General features: G+C 71.3%; 16 protein-coding genes, 2 tRNA genes and 1 pseudogene. 11 read left to right on the top strand and 8 right to left on the bottom strand.

Annotated features, from left to right (window positions below; translation table 11 throughout):
* Window positions 1-8 precede the first annotated feature (8 nt).
* On the bottom strand, window positions 9-1,235 hold the full coding sequence (locus AC1DWJ_RS14235) for an MFS transporter (protein ID WP_477621124.1): 1,227 nt from the start codon (window positions 1,233-1,235) through the stop codon (window positions 9-11).
* A gap of 85 nt (window positions 1,236-1,320) precedes the next feature.
* Between AC1DWJ_RS14235 and AC1DWJ_RS14230 the strand changes: the two genes are divergently transcribed.
* Window positions 1,321-2,409, top strand: coding sequence for a LacI family DNA-binding transcriptional regulator (locus AC1DWJ_RS14230; protein ID WP_457255655.1), 1,089 nt, complete (start codon window positions 1,321-1,323; stop codon window positions 2,407-2,409).
* Window positions 2,410-2,424: 15 nt separating this feature from the next.
* On the opposite strand, the gene AC1DWJ_RS14225 is transcribed toward AC1DWJ_RS14230, so the two are convergent.
* Together AC1DWJ_RS14225 and tig are read right to left on the bottom strand one after the other, a co-directional pair.
* Window positions 2,425-2,937: a hypothetical protein gene (locus tag AC1DWJ_RS14225; RefSeq protein WP_477621123.1), complete on the bottom strand. Its 513-nt coding sequence runs from the start codon at window positions 2,935-2,937 to the stop codon at window positions 2,425-2,427.
* A gap of 115 nt (window positions 2,938-3,052) precedes the next feature.
* Complete coding sequence (tig, locus tag AC1DWJ_RS14220) at window positions 3,053-4,423, bottom strand: trigger factor (protein ID WP_477621122.1); 1,371 nt, start codon at window positions 4,421-4,423, stop codon at window positions 3,053-3,055.
* Window positions 4,424-4,856: 433 nt separating this feature from the next.
* Here tig and AC1DWJ_RS14215 point away from each other — a divergent pair, with 433 nt between their 5' ends.
* From AC1DWJ_RS14215 to AC1DWJ_RS14205, 3 genes and pseudogenes are all read left to right on the top strand, one after another.
* Window positions 4,857-6,053 carry a S53 family peptidase gene (locus tag AC1DWJ_RS14215; RefSeq protein ID WP_477621121.1) on the top strand — a complete coding sequence of 399 codons (1,197 nt, stop codon included), beginning with the start codon at window positions 4,857-4,859 and terminating at the stop codon, window positions 6,051-6,053.
* Window positions 6,054-6,343: 290 nt separating this feature from the next.
* Window positions 6,344-7,651 (top strand): annotated as a pseudogene (locus AC1DWJ_RS14210) (DUF11 domain-containing protein); the annotation flags it as partial.
* A gap of 302 nt (window positions 7,652-7,953) precedes the next feature.
* Window positions 7,954-9,411, top strand: coding sequence for a dihydrolipoyl dehydrogenase family protein (locus AC1DWJ_RS14205; protein WP_477621120.1), 1,458 nt, complete (start codon window positions 7,954-7,956; stop codon window positions 9,409-9,411).
* A gap of 103 nt (window positions 9,412-9,514) precedes the next feature.
* Here the strand turns inward: AC1DWJ_RS14205 and AC1DWJ_RS14200 are convergent.
* A tRNA-Gly gene (locus tag AC1DWJ_RS14200) sits at window positions 9,515-9,588 on the bottom strand.
* Between the two features lie 89 nt (window positions 9,589-9,677).
* Here AC1DWJ_RS14200 and AC1DWJ_RS14195 point away from each other — a divergent pair.
* A tRNA-Pro gene (locus AC1DWJ_RS14195) sits at window positions 9,678-9,751 on the top strand.
* Here the strand turns inward: AC1DWJ_RS14195 and trmB are convergent.
* Window positions 9,733-10,413, bottom strand: coding sequence for a tRNA (guanosine(46)-N7)-methyltransferase TrmB (trmB, locus tag AC1DWJ_RS14190; RefSeq protein ID WP_477621119.1), 681 nt, complete (start codon window positions 10,411-10,413; stop codon window positions 9,733-9,735). The two genes, AC1DWJ_RS14195 and trmB, sit on opposite strands and share 19 nt — an antisense overlap.
* A gap of 144 nt (window positions 10,414-10,557) precedes the next feature.
* Between trmB and AC1DWJ_RS14185 the strand changes: the two genes are divergently transcribed.
* Both AC1DWJ_RS14185 and AC1DWJ_RS14180 read left to right on the top strand, forming a co-directional pair.
* Window positions 10,558-10,761, top strand: a complete 204-nt coding sequence (locus AC1DWJ_RS14185) for an antitoxin (protein WP_477621118.1) — start codon at window positions 10,558-10,560, stop codon at window positions 10,759-10,761.
* A gap of 89 nt (window positions 10,762-10,850) precedes the next feature.
* Window positions 10,851-11,393: a DUF4395 domain-containing protein gene (locus AC1DWJ_RS14180; protein ID WP_477621117.1), complete on the top strand. Its 543-nt coding sequence runs from the start codon at window positions 10,851-10,853 to the stop codon at window positions 11,391-11,393.
* 55 nt (window positions 11,394-11,448) lie between these two features.
* Here the strand turns inward: AC1DWJ_RS14180 and AC1DWJ_RS14175 are convergent, their stop codons facing one another.
* From AC1DWJ_RS14175 to AC1DWJ_RS14165, 3 genes are all read right to left on the bottom strand, one after another.
* Entirely contained in the window at window positions 11,449-12,504 is a 1,056-nt protein-coding gene (locus tag AC1DWJ_RS14175; RefSeq protein WP_477621116.1) for a PP2C family protein-serine/threonine phosphatase, read from the bottom strand.
* Between the two features lie 185 nt (window positions 12,505-12,689).
* On the bottom strand, window positions 12,690-13,157 hold the full coding sequence (locus AC1DWJ_RS14170) for a ribose-5-phosphate isomerase (RefSeq protein WP_477621115.1): 468 nt from the start codon (window positions 13,155-13,157) through the stop codon (window positions 12,690-12,692).
* 65 nt (window positions 13,158-13,222) lie between these two features.
* Window positions 13,223-13,849, bottom strand: coding sequence for a mycothiol-dependent nitroreductase Rv2466c family protein (locus AC1DWJ_RS14165; RefSeq protein WP_457255646.1), 627 nt, complete (start codon window positions 13,847-13,849; stop codon window positions 13,223-13,225).
* Between the two features lie 139 nt (window positions 13,850-13,988).
* Between AC1DWJ_RS14165 and pepN the strand changes: the two genes are divergently transcribed.
* From pepN to AC1DWJ_RS14145, 4 genes are all read left to right on the top strand, one after another.
* The gene (pepN, locus tag AC1DWJ_RS14160) at window positions 13,989-16,553 is read left to right on the top strand and encodes an aminopeptidase N (protein ID WP_477621114.1); all 2,565 of its coding nucleotides are present in this window, start codon (window positions 13,989-13,991) and stop codon (window positions 16,551-16,553) included.
* A complete protein-coding gene (locus AC1DWJ_RS14155; RefSeq protein WP_477621113.1) occupies window positions 16,546-17,484 on the top strand; it encodes a mechanosensitive ion channel family protein in 939 nt (312 codons plus the stop codon). Before pepN ends, AC1DWJ_RS14155 begins: the two co-directional genes overlap by 8 nt.
* 58 nt (window positions 17,485-17,542) lie before the next feature.
* Window positions 17,543-17,953, top strand: coding sequence for a globin (locus AC1DWJ_RS14150; protein WP_477621112.1), 411 nt, complete (start codon window positions 17,543-17,545; stop codon window positions 17,951-17,953).
* An 89-nt stretch (window positions 17,954-18,042) separates the two neighbouring features.
* Entirely contained in the window at window positions 18,043-19,743 is a 1,701-nt protein-coding gene (locus tag AC1DWJ_RS14145) for a glycoside hydrolase family 13 protein (protein ID WP_477621111.1), read from the top strand.
* The last annotated feature ends 8 nt before the right edge of the window (window positions 19,744-19,751 follow it).

The raw sequence follows: 19,751 nt of genomic DNA, 5'->3' as shown, positions 1-19,751 counted from the left end.
GCGGCGACTCAGGCAGCTGGACGCTCGCCCGACTCGCGGGTGGCCGGGATGACCAGCATCGCGAGCGCCACCATGCCGGTGACGGCCATCAGGGCCCGCAGCACGGTGAAGTGGTCGCCCAGGAAGCCGAGCAGCGGCGGACCGGCGATGAACGCGGTGTAGCCGATGGTCGCGACGACCGACATGCGGGCGGCGGCGCGGGCCGGGTCGTCGGCCGACGCGCTCATGCCGACCGGGAAGCCGAGCGACGCGCCGACACCCCAGACCGCCGTGCCCAGGTAGGCCAGCCAGGCCGGTCCGAAGATCACCATGAGCGACCCGACGGCAGCCATGGCGAAGGTGACGCGCAGGACCGGGACGCGCCCGTGGGTGTCGAGCAGCCGGGTGCCGACCAGGCGGCCCAGCGTCATGAACGAGAGGAACGAGGCGAAGGCCAGCACCCCGGCCCACGCGGGCACCCCGTGGCCCTCGACGAAGGCGACGGAGATCCAGTCGTTGGCGGTGCCCTCGGTGAAGGCGGCAGCCAGGACGACCAGCCCGATCATGAGGGTCCGCGGCTCCAGCCAGGCCGACCGCGGCCGGGTGCCTGCCGCAGCGGCAGCCTCCTGCTCGTCGGTCTGCGTGACCTCGACGTCCCGGGGCAGGAACGACCGAAGGGCCCAGACCCCGAGGACTGCGGAGGCCACGATGGCGATGGAGAAGTGCACGAGGAGCGGCACCGAACCCCACGACATCCCGGCTCCGACCAGGGCGCTGAGCACGGTGCCGCCGGAGAAGGCGGCGTGGAAGTGCGGCATGACCGTCTTGCCGAGCAACCGCTCGACGGCCGCCCCTTCGAGGTTCATCGCGACGTCCCAGACCCCGACGCCCATCCCGAGCAGGTAGAGCCCCACGGCCATCACCCACCGCGACTCGAACACGTCGACGGCGGCCGCGATGATCACGAGCCCGGTGAACCCGAACACCATGCCGAGGTGGATGGTCCGCGTGGCGCCCAGCCGGTCCGCGAGGCGACCCGCCGACGGGAGGGCCGTGAGCGACCCGGCGGAGGCGGCGAACAGGGTGAGCCCCAGCTCACCGGCGCTCAGTCCGAGCTGCACCTTGCTGTCCGCGATGCGCGACGCGAAGGTCGCGAACGCGATCCCGGCGAGCGCGAAGACGATGAAGACGGCGTTGCGAGCCTGGACCGCGCGGGCGGTGTCGAGGGTGGTTGCGGGGGCGGCGGGCTGGCTCACTACGGCTCTCTCTGGAAGGGGTCTGCGACAGGGGTTCTGACGGATCGAATCGATTCGGTCGAATCGATTCGATAGTCTGTCGCCCATGAGCCGTCCGCGTCAACCTCGTCCCACCCTGCGCGCCGTGGCGCAGGCCGCGGGGGTGTCCACCTCGACGGCGTCGCTCGCCTACAGCGGGAAGGGCCCTGTGGCGCCGGAGACCGTCGCCCGCGTGCGTGCCGCCGCGGAGCAGCTCGGGTATGCCGGGCCGGACCCCCTCGCGTCGTCACTGCGGCAGGGGCGCTCCGGCGTGGTCGGCGTCGTCGTCGAGGGCCGGCTGCTGCACGCCTTCCGCGACCCCTTTGCGGTCAGCGTCCTGGACGGCCTCTCCCAGGTGCTGGACGAGATCCCCGCCGGGATGCTGCTCATCGCCCAGCCCGCGGGCACCCCGGAGCGGGCCATCACCCAGCTGTCCGCCACGGCCCTCGACGCGGTGGTCTTCTCGCTGTGCGGGCCGGACACGAACCCGGCGGTCGACCACCTGGCCGCGCGCGGCATACCGATGCTCGGGGACGGCTCCCCCGCCGACCCCCGCATCACGCACCTCGCCCTGGACAACCGCGGCGCCACGGTCGAGCTGGGCCGGCACCTGGAGTCGCTGGGTCACCGGCGGGTGGCGCACGTGATGATGCCGCTGCGGCACGACTCCGCGACCGGGCCGGCCAGCCTGGCCGACGTCGGCGCGGCAGAGTTCGCCGACACCCGCGACCGGGCGCTCGGCTTCCTCGACGTCTTCGGCGACGCGGGCGGGGTGCCGCGTGCGCCTTCGGGCCTCGTGCAGACCTCGATCCCCGACGTCGAACAGGGCGCCGTCGCCGCCCGCCTGCTGTTGGACGTGCCGACCGCCCAGCGCCCGACGGCGGTCGTCGCGCAGTCGGACCTGCTCGCGATGGGGGTCGTCCGCGCAGCCGAGGAGCTGGGGCTGCGGGTGCCGGACGACCTGAGTGTCACCGGGTTCGACGGCGTGGAGCTGCCGTGGTTCCCGGGCACGCTGACGACCATCGACCAGCACGGCGGCGCCAAGGGACGGCTGATGGGCGAGATGCTGCGCAGCCTGTTGGACGGCGACCGACCCGCGGACGCCGTGCAGCGCACCGACCTACGGATCGGCACGACCACGGCGCCGGTCGGCTGAGCCAGCCCGACCGGGTCAGGAGCGCAGGATGCTGACGCTCTGCTGGGCCTGGACGGACTCGCCCTCGCCGGCCTCGGCGGCGAGCTGGGCCTGTCGCTCGGCCTCCCGCTCTGCCTCGGCGGCCTGGGCCGCCTGGACCGCCTTGGTGGCGTCGGACGGCTCGGCCACGACGTGCACGGTGATGTAGCGACCCTTGTCGTCCACCGTCACCGCGGCCTCGAAGTCCATCAGGCTGTCCGTGCACGACACGTGGTGCGCTTCCCAGGCCGTGTCGACCGCCACGGTCTGCCACAGCCGCTCCAGGCCCATGCCGGCTTCCCACGGGAGCACGCCGTCGGCGCATCGGCAGACCCCGATGACCAGCTGGTCGGGGTCGTCGGTGTGACCGAGCTCGACCTCGCCGAACAGCCGGCTCTCGGACAGGGCGGCCTGCAGCGCGTGCCGCAGGTGGGTGGCCAGGGCGGGGTCTGCCGGGCTGGCATTCTCCTGCACCGCGAGCCGCAGCTTGTGGAAACTGGTGACGTCCATGCCTCATGGTCGGGCGCGGCAGGCCTCCAAGAAATCACCCAAATGCAGTAGGTCGCGTGCCCGAGAGGGGACGCGACCTACTGTTTGGTGCTGGATGACCTCGTTAGGAGGTCGGTCAGGCGTGGTCGTGACCCTCGTGGTCGCCGTGGTCGTGGCCGTGGTCGTGGCCCTCGTGGTCGTGCTCCGAGCCGCCCTCGAACAGCTGCGAGGCGACGTCCGTGGCAGTGACCTCGTTGAGGTCGACGGGCTGACCGGCCGTGTCGACGACCTTGGCCTGCTCGAGCACCGTGGCCAGCGCCTTGCGACGGGCCACCTCGGCGACCATCGCGGGGACCTGGCCCTGCTGGTCGATCGCCTGCGCGAACTGGTTGGGGTCCATGCCGTACTGCTGCGCGGACATCACGAGGTACTCGATGAGCTCGGGCTGCTCGACCTTGACCTCGGTCTTCTCCGCGATGGCGTCGAGCAGGAACTGCGCCTTGAGGGCCTTGCGCGTGTTGGCGTCGACCTCGGCGCGGTGCTCGTCGTCCTCGAGGCGGTTCTCGCCCTCGAGGTGCTGGTTGACCTCTGCCTCGACGACGCCGTCGGGCACGGGGATGTCGATGGTCTCGAGCAGCTGCTCGAGGACCTTGTCGCGGGCCTGGACGCCCTGCTCGAACTTCGCGGCCTGCTCGGCCTGCTTGGTGACGTCCTCGCGCAGCTCCTTGAGGGTATCGAACTCCGAGGCCAGCTGGGCGAAGTCGTCGTCGAGCGCGGGGAGCTCGCGGACCTTGACCGACTGCACGGTCACGACCACGTCGGCGTCCTCGCCCTCGCGGTCGCCGCCGGCGAGCGGCGCGGTGAACGACTTGGTCTCCTCGGCGGCCATGCCGCTGAGGGCCTCGTCGAGCCCGTCGAGCATGTTGCCCGAGCCGACCTCGTAGGAGACACCCGTGACGGAGTCGATCTCCTCGTCGCCGATGCTGGCCTTGAGGTCGATCGAGACGAAGTCGCCGTTCTGGACGGTGCGCTCGACGCCCTTGAGGGTGCCGAAGCGCTCCTGCAGCGCGATGAGCCGCGCCTCGACGTCCTCAGGGGAGGCCTTGGCCTCGTCGACCTCGACCGTGATGCCGCTGAAGTCCTCGGGCAGGTCGACCTCGGGACGCACGTCGACCTCGACGGTGAACTTGAGGTCCTGGCCGTCCTCGGCCGGCACCTCGGTCACGTCGACCTCGGGCTGACCGATGGGGCGGACCTTGTTCTCCTCGACGGCTTGGCCGTAGAACTGCGGCAGGGCCTCGTTGACGGCCTCCTGGAGGACCGCGCCGCGGCCGACCCGCTGGTCGATGATGCGCGAGGGGACCTTGCCCTTGCGGAAACCGGGCACCTGGATCTGCGAGCCGATGGTGGCGTAGGCGGCGTCGAGGCTCGGCTTGAGCTCCTCGAACGGCACCTCGACGGTCAGCTTGACCCGGGTCGGGTTCAGGGTCTCGACGGCACTCTTCACTGCGGGATACTCCAAGGTCGTGGGGGGCGTGGTGCTGGTGGTGGTGCTGGTGGTGGTGCTGGGGCGTGGTGCGTGCCCGTGGTGCTGGGCACCACCGGTCACCTCGTGATGGGGCAATGCGAAGGCCCGCTGCGCCGGCTTCAACAGGCGGCGACCGGGCCAAAACCTCATCGTAGCCGTTGCACGCCCACGCTCCGAACCGGCGACCCACCGGCCTCAGGAGTATGCCGCGTGGGACCGGCCCCACATCGCCGGCCCGAGTGCCCATGACATCCGTCACGACTTTGCGTCAAGGGTCTCCCCAGCGCTGCCCATTTCTTCGCCAGCAGCAGCGTTGGACGCCGAAATCCATTGCCAGCCAAGGCGTTCGGAGCAAGTCTTCGACGCGAGGGGCGGTAGTGGCCGCCTCCTTCCACGTCAGGAGACACCTCGTATGCGCACGCAGATCCTCTCTGTCGCGTTGGCAGCCTCGGCATCCCTGGGGCTCGTCACGACCGCGGTCACCGCCGCTTCGGCAGCCCCCTCCCCCCACGCGCACGCCCAACGCGTGTGCGCGACGCCGAGCTCACCCAGCCTCGCGGCCTGCCACGCCCTCAAGCTGGTCGATGCCGATGGCCGGGCAGTCAGCCCCACGGGCGGGCCGGTCACCCCGAATGCCATCTCCGGCAAGACCCCCACCGACATCCAGAGCGCCTACAAGGTGACCGGGCTGTCGGCCGGCGGTCGCACCGTCGCGATCGTCGACGCCTACGGCTACCCGAACGCCGAGCGCGACCTGGGGACCTACCGCGCCCAGTGGGGCCTGTCCGCCTGCACCACCGCCAACGGCTGCCTGCGCATCATCAACCAGACGGGCGGGACGGCACTCCCCCGCTTCAACGTCGGCTGGGCCGGCGAGCAGGCCCTCGACCTCGACGCCGTCTCGGCGACCTGCCCGAGCTGCAAGATCGTGCTGGTGCAGGCGAACAGCGCCAGCCTCACCGACCTCGGGGCGGCCGTGAACACCGCAGCCACGCAGGCCGGCGTCGCCGCGATCTCGAACAGCTACGGCGGTGGTGACCTCGCCGACAGCTCGTACGGCGCGGCATACAACCACCCCGGCATCGCCGTGACCGCGTCGACCGGTGACAACGGGTACCAGGGCGGCAGCTTCCCCGCGTCCTCGCACTACGTCACCGCCATCGGTGGCACGTCGCTGCTGAAGGACTCCAGCGCCCGCGGGTGGTCGGAGTCGGCCTGGAACGGCGCCGGTTCGGGCTGCACGACCCTCAACGCGGCACCGGCTGGTCAGACCTCGGCGATGACCAGCTGCAGCGGCCGCGCGATCGCGGACGTCTCGGCCGTGGCCGACCCGGCGACGGGGCTGGCCACCTACGCACCGACGTCGAGGACCTCCTCGTCGTGGGCGCAGTACGGCGGCACCAGCCTCTCCTCGCCGATCGTCGCCTCGGTCTACGCGCTCAGCGGCAACACCGCGGGCTACGCGAACACCCTCCCCTACGCCAACCCGGCGGGCCTGTTCGACGTGACGTCGGGGTCCAACGGCACCTGCGCCTCGTGGTGCACGGCGAAGTCCGGCTGGGACGGCCCGACCGGACTCGGCACGCCGAACGGCACCTCGGCGTTCTGACCCGTCCCGAGTCACGCTGACGGCCCCGGGGGGACGATTCCCCGGGGCCGTCGGCGTCCCCGATGCCTCCGCGTCCCCTTCCCCCTCCCACCCGAAACCTCGCCGTTCACGCCCGTTGGCGTGCAGTTGGGAGACAGTGGACAAGGCTGGGACGAGTGACCATTGGCGCATCCGCACCTCGCACCTAGCATGTGCCGAACGGCCAACGGCGGCCGCTGTTCGGCGCCACCGCCAGACGGACGTCGAGTGGACGAAGAAGGGTTCGCGCTGTGCCGTCAGTCCAGTACTCGATGCGGCGTCGGGCTGCGGCTCCCCGACGAGGTTTCCTGGTGCTGGTCGTCGCCCTGACCACGGCCGTCACGGTCATCGCTCCGGCGGACCGGGCGCTGGCTGCCGCGGTGCCGCCCTCAGTTCAGCTCTCCTCCGCGCCGACCCACGGCTCGCCAGCAGCGAGCCCGGCGGTGGCCCGGGTCCAGTCGCCCACCGCCGAGCCGAAGCACGCCGACCGGACCGCCACGGTGTCCGCCGCGGCAGCCCCCTCCGCCGACGTCTCCCTCGTGAAGACCGTCTCGCCGCAGGTGCTGGTGCCGGAGCAAGCCGTCACCTTCACCATGACGATCGACAACGACGGCCCCTCGACGGCCACGGAGGTCACCGTCGAGGACGTCCTCGATGTCGCGTTGTTCGGAGCGACGGTGACGACGACGGCTGGCACGTGCGCACCCGTGGGCGCGGACCACACCGTGCGCTGCTCACTGGGGTCCGTGGACCCCACCGACGGGCCGGTGACGATCAGCGTGGTCGCGCTCCTCGACGGCGACTTCACGGGCGCCCTCTCCAACACCGCCACCGTCGGCAGCGCGACGCCGGACCCCGACCCCGCCGACAACATCGACGCGGTGACGGCCTCGACCGGCCCGTTCGCCGACCTGTCGCTGCTGACGTCGGTCAGGCCACGCGCTCCCGTCGCCGGCAGGCGGGCGACCTACACCGTCACGGTGCACAACCCCGGCCCGTTCGCCGCGACCGGCGTCACGGTCACGGACCTGCTCGACGAGTTCCTGCTCGACGCGTCCGTGTCCACCACCCTGGGCACCTGTGCAGCGATCACCATCGACCACACGGTCGGCTGCACGCTCGGCTCCCTCGCCGACGGACAGACGGCCACCATCACCATCAGGGCGCTCGTCGCGGGAGGCGCCACTGGTGCCCTCACCAACACGGCGTCGGTCGCCTCCCCCACGCGCGACCCGAATGAGGCTGACAACGCCGACACCGTCACGACCCGGGTCGTCGTCGACACGGACGTGAGCCTCCGCAAGACCGTCTCGAGCTCGACGGCCGAGGTGGGCGACGACGTCGTCTACACGATCCTGGTGTCGAACGCCGGGCCGTCGACCGCGCGCCGCGTCGTCCTGACCGACCCCCTCCCATCGGGGCTGCGGGTGTCAGGGACCCCCGAGGCCGACGGCCGCCGGTGCTCGGTCTCCGGTCGCAGGGTCACCTGCAGACTCGACGACCTCGCGGCGGGTGAGTCCACCAAGGTCCGCGTGGCCGCGAGGGTGCTCTCGGCGGCGGGGGGCACGTCCCTGAGCAACACCGCCGGCGTGGTCACGTCGTCGAACGACCGGGTGGACGAGAACGACCACGACTCGGCGGGGCTGTCCGTCGCCATGCCGCAGGCTCCTCCACCGCCGGCGTCGCCCGTGCCGCAGCACCCAACGGTCCCCGACAGGTGTCCGGGGTGCCCCGACGGACTGGCCGTCACGGGATCGAGCCTCGTGCCCCAGACCGCCCTGGCCCTGGCCCTGCTGCTGGCCGGGTTGCTGCTGACCTGGGTCGGCCGCCGTCGTGGGCTGCTCCTCGCGCAGGCCGACCGCACGCCGTCTACGTTGAGGTCATGGCCGAAACCAACCTCTCGAGCACGTCCGACCTGCCCCCCGAGTGGGACGTCATCGTCGTGGGCGCCGGCCCCGTGGGCGAGAACGCCGCGGACCGGGTCCACGAGGCCGGCCTCACGGTCGCGATCGTCGAGAAGCACCTCGTGGGTGGCGAGTGCAGCTTCTACGCGTGCTCGCCGAGCAAGGCCCTGCTGCGGCCGATCCACGCCACCCGCGCCTCGCAGCGGGTGCAGGGCTCCGCCGGGGCTCGCATCGACCCCGCGGGGGTGCTGGCCAGGCGGGACTCGTGGATCAACCGGATCGGCACGACCGACACGTTCGACGACAGCGGCCAGGTCGGCTGGCTCGACCACGTCGGCATCACGCTGCTGCGCGGGGAGGCCCGCCTGACCGGTGAGCTCGCGATCGAGGTCGACGGCAAGCCGTTCCGTGCCCGACAGGCCGTGGTGCTCGCGACCGGCACCACCTCGACGATTCCTCCGATCCCCGGGCTGCGCGAGGCGCACCCGTGGACCAACCGTGCGGCCACGACGAGCCGGCGGATCCCCGACCGGTTGGCCGTCCTCGGGGGCGGCGTGGTCGCGTGCGAGCTGGCCCAGGTCTATGCCGCGATCGGGTCGAAGGTCACCATCATCGAGCTGGCCGACGGGCTCCTCGGCCGCCACGAGGAGTTCGCGGGACGAGCCGTCGCCGAGGCACTGGAGCGCGACGGCGTCGACGTCCGCCTGGGCACGCGGGCCGAGTCCGTCTCGCGCCTGGGGCCCACCGGCGAGGTGACCGTCCAGCTGTCCGACGGCACCAGCGTCACCGCCGACGAGCTGCTCGTGGCCGTGGGCCGCACGCCGGCCACGCAGGGCCTCGGGGTGCAGGAGGTCGGCGGCGAGCTCGACGACGCGGGCTACGTCCGGGTCACCGAGCGCATGGAGGTCGAGGGGATCTCACCCGACCAGCCCTGGCTGTATGCCGTGGGCGACGTCAACGGCAAAGCCCTCCTCACGCACATGGGCAAGTACCAGGCCAGGGCGGTCGGCGACCTGCTCGGCGCCCGCGCGGCCGGTCGTGAGCCGGACCCGCGGACCACCGTTCCCTGGGCGGTCGGGGTCGGGTCGCCGCAGGTCGTCTTCACCGACCCCGAGGTCGCCGCGGCCGGGCTCAGCGAGGCCGAGGCCCGCGAGCGCGGCCTCACCATCCGGGTGGTCGACCTGCCGATGGACTCCGCAGCCGGCGCAGGACTCCAGGCGGAGGGCTACCAGGGGCAGGCGAGGATCATCGTCGACGAGGACGCCGGCGTCCTCGTCGGTGCGACCTTCGTCGGACAGGACGTCGCCGAGCTGGTCCACGCCGCCACGGTGGCGATCGTCGGCAAGGTCCCGCTGACGACGCTGTGGCACGCCGTCCCGTCCTACCCCACGATGAGCGAGATCTGGCTGCGCCTGCTGGAGGAGTACGGCGTCTGAGCCCGCGGGGCCGCAAGGGCGCGCCGGAGGGGGAAGGGCTGACCCGCCTCGGCACCGTCAGCGAGGGCCCGCACCGATGTCCGGTGCGGGCCCTCGCTGACGGTGGAGCGGGTGACGAGAATCGAACTCGCGTAGCTAGTTTGGAAGACTAGGGCTCTACCATTGAGCTACACCCGCACGGGCCGGCAGACCCCCGAAGGAGCGGCTGATCCGAGGCGTTAGCCTAATGCCCGCGATCGTGTGACCTGAAATCGGCACACCGTCGACGGGGTATGGCGCAGGTTGGTAGCGCGTCCGCTTTGGGAGCGGAAGGTCGCCGGTTCAAATCCGGCTACCCCGACGAGGATCTGGCACAGCACGGAACTCGCTGACCCGACGACCGGCTGCCAGCCCCTTGGCCTCGAAGCCGTCGGTGGGCCGCCACGGCGGCCGCTCCCCCTCGGTGACGTCGAACCCACCGTGGCTCGCGAGCTCTGACCGCACGTGGGCGGCATACCCGTCGTGGTCGGTGGCGAGCAGGAGGTGGCCACCGGGCTGGAGCCGGTCGGCGACCAGGTCGAGGGTCTCTCGCGAGACGAAGCGGCGCTTGGCGTGCTTGGCCTTGGGCCACGGGTCGGGGAAGAAGACGTGCACCGCGGCGAGCGAGCCGGGGAGTACCCGGTCGGCCAGCAGCAGCACCGCGTCGCCCTGGTGGACCCAGACGTTGCCGAGCCCCTGGCGCTCCGCCTCGGCCAGCATCCGAGCCAGCGCAGGGGTGAACACGTCGACGGCGAGCACGTCGTGCGTCGGGTGCGTGGCGGCGTAGGCGAGCGCTGCGGCGCCGTGACCGCAGCCGACCTCCAGCACGACGGGGGCCTTGCGACCGAACGCCTGCTCCGGCACGAGCGGGCCGTCGGCAGGGACCGAGTGGCGGGGGGCGAGGGTCTGCATCCGTGCGACGGTGAGCGCCGACAGCCGTCCGCGGCGGGCGTTGTAGGACCGCACGCGCCCCTCGGTAACCATCGCCCCAGCGTAGGGAAGGCACCCTCAGGCCCGGGCACCGCGTCACGTCGACGGCACTCGCGAGTCGTTCTACGGTTGACGGGCCGGTCGACCACCCGGTCGACGCCGAACGGGAAGCCGTCGCACCCAACAGAAGGGCACGCCATGAGCATGTTCGACAACATCAAGGACAAGGCAGAGGGCCTGGTCGACAGCCAGGGCGAGAAGGTCGGCGAGGGGCTCGACCGAGCCGGCGACTTCGTCGACGAGAAGACCGGTGACAAGTACGGCGACCAGATCGACCAGGGATCGGACCGGGCCAAGGACGCGCTCGACGGGCTCGACGGCAAGGACGACGACATCCCCTGAGCCCGGCGGCCGGTGCGGGCCTCCACCCGCCCGTCTTGACCAGCGACCCACCAGTCGATAACCGGTGCTTATGTAATCCATAATGGGGCATGCGCATCTCCCGCTTCCCCAACATCGTCGACGACGTCACCGTCCGCCTCATCGCGGGCGTCATCCTCGTGCTCGCCGTCGTCGCCCTCGCGGCCCACCAGTGGTGGCTGTATGCCGTGCTCGCGGCGGACTTCGTCCTGCGCGCGGGCTGGGGACCGTCGGCCAGCCCGGTGGCGATCCTCGTCAACCGCTGGGTCCGACCCCGCGTCTCGGCGGCCCCGCGCTACACCGCGGGGCCGCCCAAGCGCTTCGCCGCCGCCGTCGGGGCTGTCTTCACCCTCACCGCGACGATCCTCTGGCTGGCCGGGACGAGCCTGCCGGTCATCCTCATCGGCGTGGTCATGGTGGTCTTCCCGGCCCTGGAGTCGCTCGCCGGGATCTGCGTGGGCTGCATCGTCTTCGGGTGGCTGATGCGGCTCGGCGTGATCCCCGAGTCGGTCTGCCTCGAGTGCGCCGACATCACCCGCCGCGCTGCCCAGCGGCAAGCGGCAGCCACGGCAGCCAGGGCGGCCACCGGCGCCGCGACGAGCTCGCCGGCCTGACTGTCGGGCCGGCGCTGACGGGGACCAGAGCCGCGGACCCGAGCTCGGCTCGGGCTCAGCGCCGCCAGACGACGACGGCCGCGCGGTCGTCGGTCTCGCCCGCGCGCGCCGCGGTGCACATCTTCGCGGCCATCCCCTCGAAGCCCTTGCCGATCATCCGCTCCGCCGTCCCGAGCATGCGGTCGATGCCGTCGCGCAGGTCGCGGTTGCGGACCTCGATGACCCCGTCGGTGTAGAGCAGCAGCGCGTCGCCGCGGCCGAGCTGACCGCGGATCCGCGGGAAGGCCGGGCCCTCGGTCACGCCGAGCACCGGTCCCTCGTCACCCTCGAGGACCTCCCAGCGGCCCGAGCCGGCCGAGAAGCGGACGCCCGGGGGGTGACCGGCCGAGCCCAGGCTGTACTCCCCCGTGGTCAGGTTGATCATGGCGTGCGCCGCGGTCGCGAAGCCCTCGTCCCACGCCTGGCGGAGCAGGTAGGAGTTCGCGGCCGGGAGGAAGGTGTCGTAGGGCAGCGACCCGAGCAGGCCCCCGAACGCACCCGACAGCAGCAGTGACCGGGTGCCGGCGGCGATGCCCTTGCCCGAGACGTCGACCAGCGCGAGCTCGAGGACGTCGTCGTGGCGGCTGGTGACGAGGAAGTCGCCTGAGAAGGAGTCACCGTAGGCGGACAGGACGGACAGCTCCGCGCCCCACCCGGTCGGGAGCTCCGGGAGCTCGCCCTGGGTGCGCAGCCGGTCGCGCAGGTCGACCAGCATCGACTCCCCGAGGTTGCCCTGCACCCCCAGGCGGGCCCGCGACGCGGCGACCCAGAACATGATGATCATGACGCTGGTCAGCACGCCGTAAGCGCCCAGGATGGCGGGGATGGCGTCGTGGTCCACCACCGTGTAGGCCCCCGCGATGAGGATCGCGACGTCGACCGCTGCCAGCACCTTCGGCGTGAGGAAGAGGCCCGCGAGGACCGCCACCGGGACGTACGCCGAGAAGGGGACGTTGTCCGGCCAGAGGGACATGGTCCAGCAGAGCAGGGTGTTCGCGGCGATGAGTGCCGCCGCGGTCAATGGCTGGCCCCAGCGCACGAACCTGGTCCGACTGCGCTGGACCCGGGACATGATGGATCGCCGAGCGAGATAAGTCCTCTCGACAACCACTGTGAAGTTCCTTCGGCAAGGCAGGGCGTGAGCACCTTCAGCGTCTGCGGGATGGGTCGGCCCCGATCCGACCCGCCGCCAGCGTAGTGGGACGTCGGTCAGCGCGCGCCAGATCGGAGGATCAGCGGCGGGGTCAGCCGGCGAGCTCAGGCCTCGGGCGGCAGCGTGCCGGACCCCTCGTACGCGCTGACCATGTCGATGCGGCGCTGGTGCCTCGGCGCGCCGGAGAACGGCGTGGCGAGGAACGCCGCGACCATCGCCTTGGCCTCCTCGACGGTGTTCATCCGCCCCCCGATCGAGATGACCTGGGCGTTGTTGTGCTCGCGCGCGAGCGTGGCGAGCTCGGCGTTGTAGCACAGCGCCGCGCGGATGCCGGCGACCTTGTTGGCCGCCATCTGCTCGCCGTTGCCCGAGCCACCGAGCACGACACCCAGGGAGTCCGGGTCGGCGGCGACGGCCTCGGCCGCACGCAGCACGAAGACCGGGTAGTCGTCCTCGGGGTCGAGGGTGTGGGGCCCGTGGTTGGTCACCTCGTGGCCCTCGGCCTCGAGGAACGAGACCAGCTCGCCGAGCAGCTCGTATGCCGCGTGGTCGCCGCCGATGTGGACGCGCATCTGGGTGCTCCTCAGTCGAAGTTCGTCGCTCGCGGCGATCCTATTGCTGTCGTCGCCAGTCGGCGTCAGTCGAAGATCGGGCCGACGGTGCGGGACCGCTTGAGCTCGTAGAAGCCGGGCGTGCCGGCCACGAGGACGCAACCGTCCCAGAGCCGTCCAGCTGCCTCACCCTTGGGAGCGGGCGAGACGACCGGGCCGAAGAAGGCCTCGCCGTTCACCGCGACGACCGGCGTGCCGACGTCGTCACCGACCAGGTCGATGGCCCGCTGGTGGCTCGCGCGCAGCTCCGCGTCGAGGACGTCGGAGTCGGCCAGATCGGCCAGCTCCCAAGGCAGGCCGACCTCCTCGAGGGCCGGGCCGATGACCTTGGCGTAGTCCTTCTCGCCACCGAGGTGGATGCGCGTGCCCATCGCGTCGTAGAGGGGCTTGATGACCTTGTCGCCGTGGTCGCGGGCCGCAGCGATGATGACGCGCACCGGGCCCCAGGCCCGATCCATCATCTGCCGGTAGCTGTCGGGGAGGTCGCGACCCTCGTTGAGGACCGCCAGGCTCATGACCGACCAGGTCACGTCGACGGGACGGACCTCCTCGACCTCCATCATCCAGCGTGACGTCATCCACGCCCACGGACACAGGGGGTCGAACCAGAACTCGGCGGACGTACGGGTCTCGGACACAGGGGTGGCAGTCACACGCCCAATCCTGCCACTGGCCCTCGAGGCCGGCACCAGCGGTGGTCCCCCGGCCGTCCACCCGTGCGAGGATGGCCGCCGAAACCATCGACCACAGCCACCATCCCCGCTGTCACCCCACTACCGCGCAGGAGCACCGTTGCCCGGCATGAACCTCACCCGCGACGAGGCCACCGCCCGCGCCGCTGTCGTCGCCGTCGACCACTACGACGTCACCCTCGACCTCACCACCTCGGACACGACGTTCCGGAGCACGACCACGGTGACGTTCACGAGCACGGAGCCCGGCGCCGAGACCTTCGTCGACCTGATCGCCCCGTCCGTCGAGTCGATCATGCTCAACGGCGAGCCGCTGGACCCCGCCACCCACTTCGACGGGGTCCGCGTGCGGGTCCCGGCCACGGCGGAGCGCAACACGCTCACCGTCGACGCCACCGCGGCATACATGAACACCGGGGAGGGGCTGCACCGCTTCACCGACCCGGTGGACGGCGAGGTCTACCTCTACTCGCAGTTCGAGGTGGCCGACTGCCGCAGGATGTTCGCGGTCTTCGAGCAGCCCGACCTCAAGGCCACCTTCGCCTTCACGGTGACCGCCGCCGACCACTGGCAGGTCGTGTCCAACTCCCCCACGCCCCAGCCGACGCCGGTGCGCGACGGCGTGGCCACGTGGGCCTTCGGCACCACCCCGCGGATGTCCTGCTACATCACCGCGCTCATCGCCGGCCCGTATGCCGTGGTGCGTGACGAGGTGCAGACGCGGCGCGGCACCGTGCCCCTGGGGATCTTCTGCCGCCAGTCGCTCCTGGCGCACCTGGACGCCGACAACATCTTCGACTGCACCAAGCTCGGCTTCGCCTTCTTCGAGGAGGAGTTCGACTGCGAGTACCCGTTCGAGAAGTACGACCAGCTCTTCACGCCGGAGTACAACATGGGCGCGATGGAGAACGCCGGCGCGGTCACCGTCAGCGAGATCTACGTCTTCCGCTCGAAGGTCACCGAGGCCCTCGTCGAGCGTCGCGCCCTCACCCTGCTCCACGAGCTGGCCCACATGTGGTTCGGCAACCTCGTGACGATGAAGTGGTGGAACGACCTCTGGCTCAACGAGTCGTTCGCCGAGTGGGCGTCGACCACCTGCCAGGCCGAGGCCACCGAGTGGACCAGCGCCTGGACCACCTTCGGCACCTCCGAGAAGGCCTGGGCCTATCGCCAGGACCAGCTGTCCTCGACCCACCCGATCGTCGCGCCGATCCGCGACCTGCAGGACGTCGAGGTCAACTTCGACGGCATCACCTACGCCAAGGGCGCCTCGGTGCTCAAGCAGCTCGTCGCCTACGTCGGGCGCGAGCCGTTCACCGCCGGTCTGCGGGCCTACTTCGCCAAGCACGCCTGGGGCAACACCCGGCTCGAGGACCTGCTGCGCGAGCTCGAGGCCACCTCCGGTCGCGACCTGGGGTCCTGGTCGAAGCTGTGGCTGGAGACCGCGGGCGTCAACACGTTGCACCCCGAGATCGCCACCGACGACCAGGGCCTGGTCTCCTCCGCGCGCATCGTCCAGACCTACGCCGAGGGGTTCGAGACGCTGCGCCCGCACCGGCTCGCGGTGGGCCTGTACGACATCGACGGCACCGACGCCGCGGGCGACCGGCTCGTCCGCACCGACCGCTTCGAGCTCGACGTGGACGGCGAGTCCACCGACCTGCCACAGCTCATCGGCCGCCCCGCTCCCGACCTCCTGCTGGTCAACGACGACGACCTCGCCTACGCCAAGATCCGCCTGGACGAGCGTTCGCTGGCGACCGCCCTGTCCCACCCCCGCGGGTTCCAGGACAGCCTGCCGCGGGCGCTGGTCCTCGGCGCGGCGTGGGACATGACCCGTGACGCCGAGATGTCGGCGCGCGACTTCGCCTCGCTCGTCCTCGCCTCGCTCCCCGGCGAGACCGACTCGACCCTGCTGCGGGTGCTCCTGGGCCAGCTGCAGACGGCGCTGCACCTCTACGTCGCGCCGGCCCACCGTGATGCGGCTCTCGCGAGCGCGGCAGCCGACCTGCGCGCCCTCGCCGTGGCGGCCGAACCCGGCAGCGACGCCCAGCTCCAGCTGGTCGGCGCGTATGCCGCGCACCAGCGCGGCGGCGACGACGCGGCATACCTGCGGGGCCTCCTCGACGGCACGCAGGTGCTGGACGGCCTCTCCGTCGACACCGACATGCGGTGGCGGCTGCTGACCACCCTCGCCGCCTGCGGCGCCGCGACGACGGCCGACATCGACGCCGAGCTGGCGCGCGACAACACGGCCACGGGGCGCGAGCACTCCGAACAGGCCCGCGCCTCCTTCCCGACCGCCGAGGCCAAGGCCGAGGCCTGGCGCCGCGGCGTCGAGGAGACCGGCCTGCCCAACTCGGTCCTCGAGTCGGTCGCCGCCGGGTTCGCGACGGTGCACGACAACGCGCTCCTGGAGCCCTACGTCGAGAAGTACCACGCGATGCTCGACACCGTGGAGGGCAAGGGGTCGCACGCCATCATCGAGATCCTGGTCCGCGGCTTCTACCCCACGATCCTGGCCGACCAGCGCCTCCACGACGCCACCGAGGCCTGGCTGTCCGCGCACCCCGACGCGCCAGCAGCCCTGCGCCGCCTGGTCACCGAGAACCGCGACCCGATCGCCCGCGCCCTGCGCGCGCAGCAGCGTGATGCCGATGCCTGAGGCTGTCACGCAGGTCCTCGCCGCCCTGTCCGAGGTCACGCCCGAGTCGGCGTGGGACTGGTTCACCGGCAAGCCTTTGGACATCGTCATCACCGTCGTCGCGGCCGTCATCCTGCGGTGGCTGGCGCTGCGGTCCATCGGTCGGGTGGTCTCCTCGACCATCGCGCGGTCGGATTCCCGGCGGGCGGGCGAGACCACCCGCGCAGGACGAGTCCTGGCCCAGGCCACCGGCTCGGCCCACGAGCGGCACCGTCAGCGCACGCTGACGATGGGCTCGTTGCTCCGCAGCATGGTCACCTTCGTCGTGGTCCTGATCACGATCCTGACGATCATGACCACGGTCGGCATCCAGCTCGGACCGGTGCTCGCCACGGCCGGGGTCGGTGGCGTGGCCCTCGGGTTCGGCGCCCAGAGCCTCGTCAAGGACTTCCTCTCTGGCATCTTCATGATCCTCGAGGACCAGTACGGCGTCGGTGACGTCATCGACACCGGCGAGGCCATCGGCACCGTCGAGGAGGTCTCGCTCCGGGTCACCCGGCTGCGCGACGGCCAGGGTGTCGTCTGGTACATCCGGAACGGCGAGATCATCCGGGTCGGCAACAAGAGCCAGGGCTGGTCCACCGCGATGGTCGACATCCCGGTCGCCTACTCCGAGAACCTCGACAAGGTGATCCCGCTGATCCGCACCGTGGTGCACGAGCTCGACCAGAGCCCCGACTGGACCGACAAGCTGCTGGAGGAGCCGCAGGTCGTCGGTGTCGAGTCGATGACCGGCTCGGTCGTGACCATCCGCGTGATCGCCAAGACCGCCCCCGAGCAGCAGTACGGCGTCTCGCGCGAGATCCGCGAGCGGGTCAAGGCGGCGTTCGACGAGAACGGTGTCAAGGCTCCGGTCATGACGCCCTTCGGCCCCGCGGCCGGTGCCCGATGAACATCACCCCCCAAAGTTCTGCGCTCCTTCGTCGCTCCGATATTTTGCGGGGACCCCGATGAGCGCCCAGTCGCCCGGTGGCGAGCAGTTCGGCAGCTTCTACGACCAGGTCGGCGGGCACGAGACCTTCCGGAAGCTGGTCCACGAGTTCTACCGGGGAGTGGCCACCGACCCCCCGCTGCGCGCCCTCTACCCCGAGGACGACCTCGGACCGGCCGAGGAGCGGTTCCGCATGTTCCTCGAGCAGTACTGGGGTGGCCCGACCACCTACTCCGACCAACGCGGCCACCCCCGGCTGCGGATGCGGCACCACCCGTTCAAGGTGACTCCGCTGCAGCGCGACCGCTGGCTGCACCACATCATGGCGGCGGTCGACACCCTCGACCTCCCCCCGGCGAACGACCTGCTGCTGCGCGACTACCTCGAGCGCGCCGCCCACTCGATGGTGAACTCGCTCGACGAGGAGTGAGCCCGGCGCCGTTCCAGCCTGCGAGACACCGGGCCCCCGGTGAGGATCCGGTTTCCCCGAACGCGTTCGATGCGTCAGCATGGTTCCCCGTGACGACGACCCTCTCCACCACCCTCATCCACCCCGCAGCCTCGGCCGACGCCGCCTGGTGGCGGCACGCCGTGATCTACCAGATCTACCCCAGGTCCTGGGCCGACGCCGACGGTGACGGCATCGGCGACCTGCCCGGTGTCACCGCGCGGCTCGACTACCTCAAGGCGCTCGGAGTCGACGCCGTGTGGTTCAGCCCGTTCTACAAGTCGCCCCAGGCCGACGCGGGCTACGACGTCGCCGACTACCGCGACATCGACGACCTGTTCGGCAGCCTCGAGGACGCCGACGCGATGGTCGCGCGGTCGCACGAGCTCGGCCTGAAGGTGATCGTCGACCTCGTGCCCAACCACACCAGCGACGAGCACGAGTGGTTCAAGGCGGCGCTCGCCGCTGCCCCCGGCAGCGCCGAGCGCGACCGCTACATCTTCCGGGACGGCAAGGGCCCGCACGGCGAGCTGCCGCCCAACGACTGGCACTCGGTGTTCGGCGGCGACGGCTGGACCCGCATCACCGAGGCCGACGGACAGCCCGGACAGTGGTACCTCCACCTGTTCGACACCAAGCAGCCCGACCTCAACTGGGACAACCCCGAGATCGGCGACGAGTTCGAGTCGATCCTGCGCTTCTGGCTCGACCGCGGCATCGACGGCTTCCGGGTCGACGTCGCCCACGGCCTCATCAAGGAGAAGGGGCTTCCCGACTACGACGCCGAGCTGCACATCCTCGACGGCGAGGTGAAGCCCGGCGCCCCGATGCCTCCCATGTGGGACCAGGACCCGGTCCACGACGTCTACCGCCGCTGGCACCAGGTGCTGGCCGAGTACGGCGAGCCCGACCGCATCCTCGTGGCCGAGGCCTGGGTGCGCCCGCAGGAGCGCGCGGTGCGCTACGTCCGGGCGGACGAGATGCACCAGGCCTTCAACTTCGACTTCCTGATGAGCCAGTGGCGTGCTCCGGACCTGCGTGAGGTCATCGAGGCCTCTCTCGTGGCAGCCGACTCGGTGGGCGCTCCGAGCACCTGGGTGCTGTCCAACCACGATGTGGTGCGGCACGTCTCACGGCTGGGCCTGCCGGTCGGCAAGCGCCGTCCCAACGGCATCAGCGCCGAGGACCCCCAGCCCGACCGGGCCCTCGGACTGCGGCGCGCCCGCGCGGCGACCCAGCTGATGCTTGCGCTGCCCGGCGGCGCATACCTCTACCAGGGCGAGGAGCTCGGGCTGCCCGAGTCGACGGACATGCCGGCCGAGTTCCGCCAGGACCCGACCTTCATCCGCTCCAAGGGCAAGGAGATCGGCCGCGACGGGTGCCGCGTCCCGATGCCGTGGGAGAAGGACGCGCCGTCGTTCGGCTTCGGCCCGACCGACCAGACCTGGCTCCCGCAGCCCGCGATCTACGGCGACTACGCCGTCGACCAGCAGGACGGGGTCGAGGGCTCGACCCTCGAGCTCTACCGCTCCCTGCTGCGGACCAGGCGCGACCGCGACCTCGGCACGGGTGGGCTGCGGTTCGTCGATGGGTTCGGTGTCGACGTGGTCGCCCTGGTGAACACCGGCCAGGGCGAGGACACCCTCGTCGTCGCGAACCTCGGCACCGAGCCGGTGGCCCTGCCCGACGGCGCGACCGTGGTGGTGGCCTCGGGTGACCTGACCGACCAGGGCCTCGTGCCGACCGACACGACGGTCTGGGCAGCCCTCTGATCAGGTCC

The sequence above is a fragment of the Pedococcus sp. P2_D7 genome (assembly GCF_056404295.1).
The sequence above is the reverse complement of the archived record's forward strand: the minus strand, read 5'-3'. Positions and strand labels throughout refer to the sequence as shown.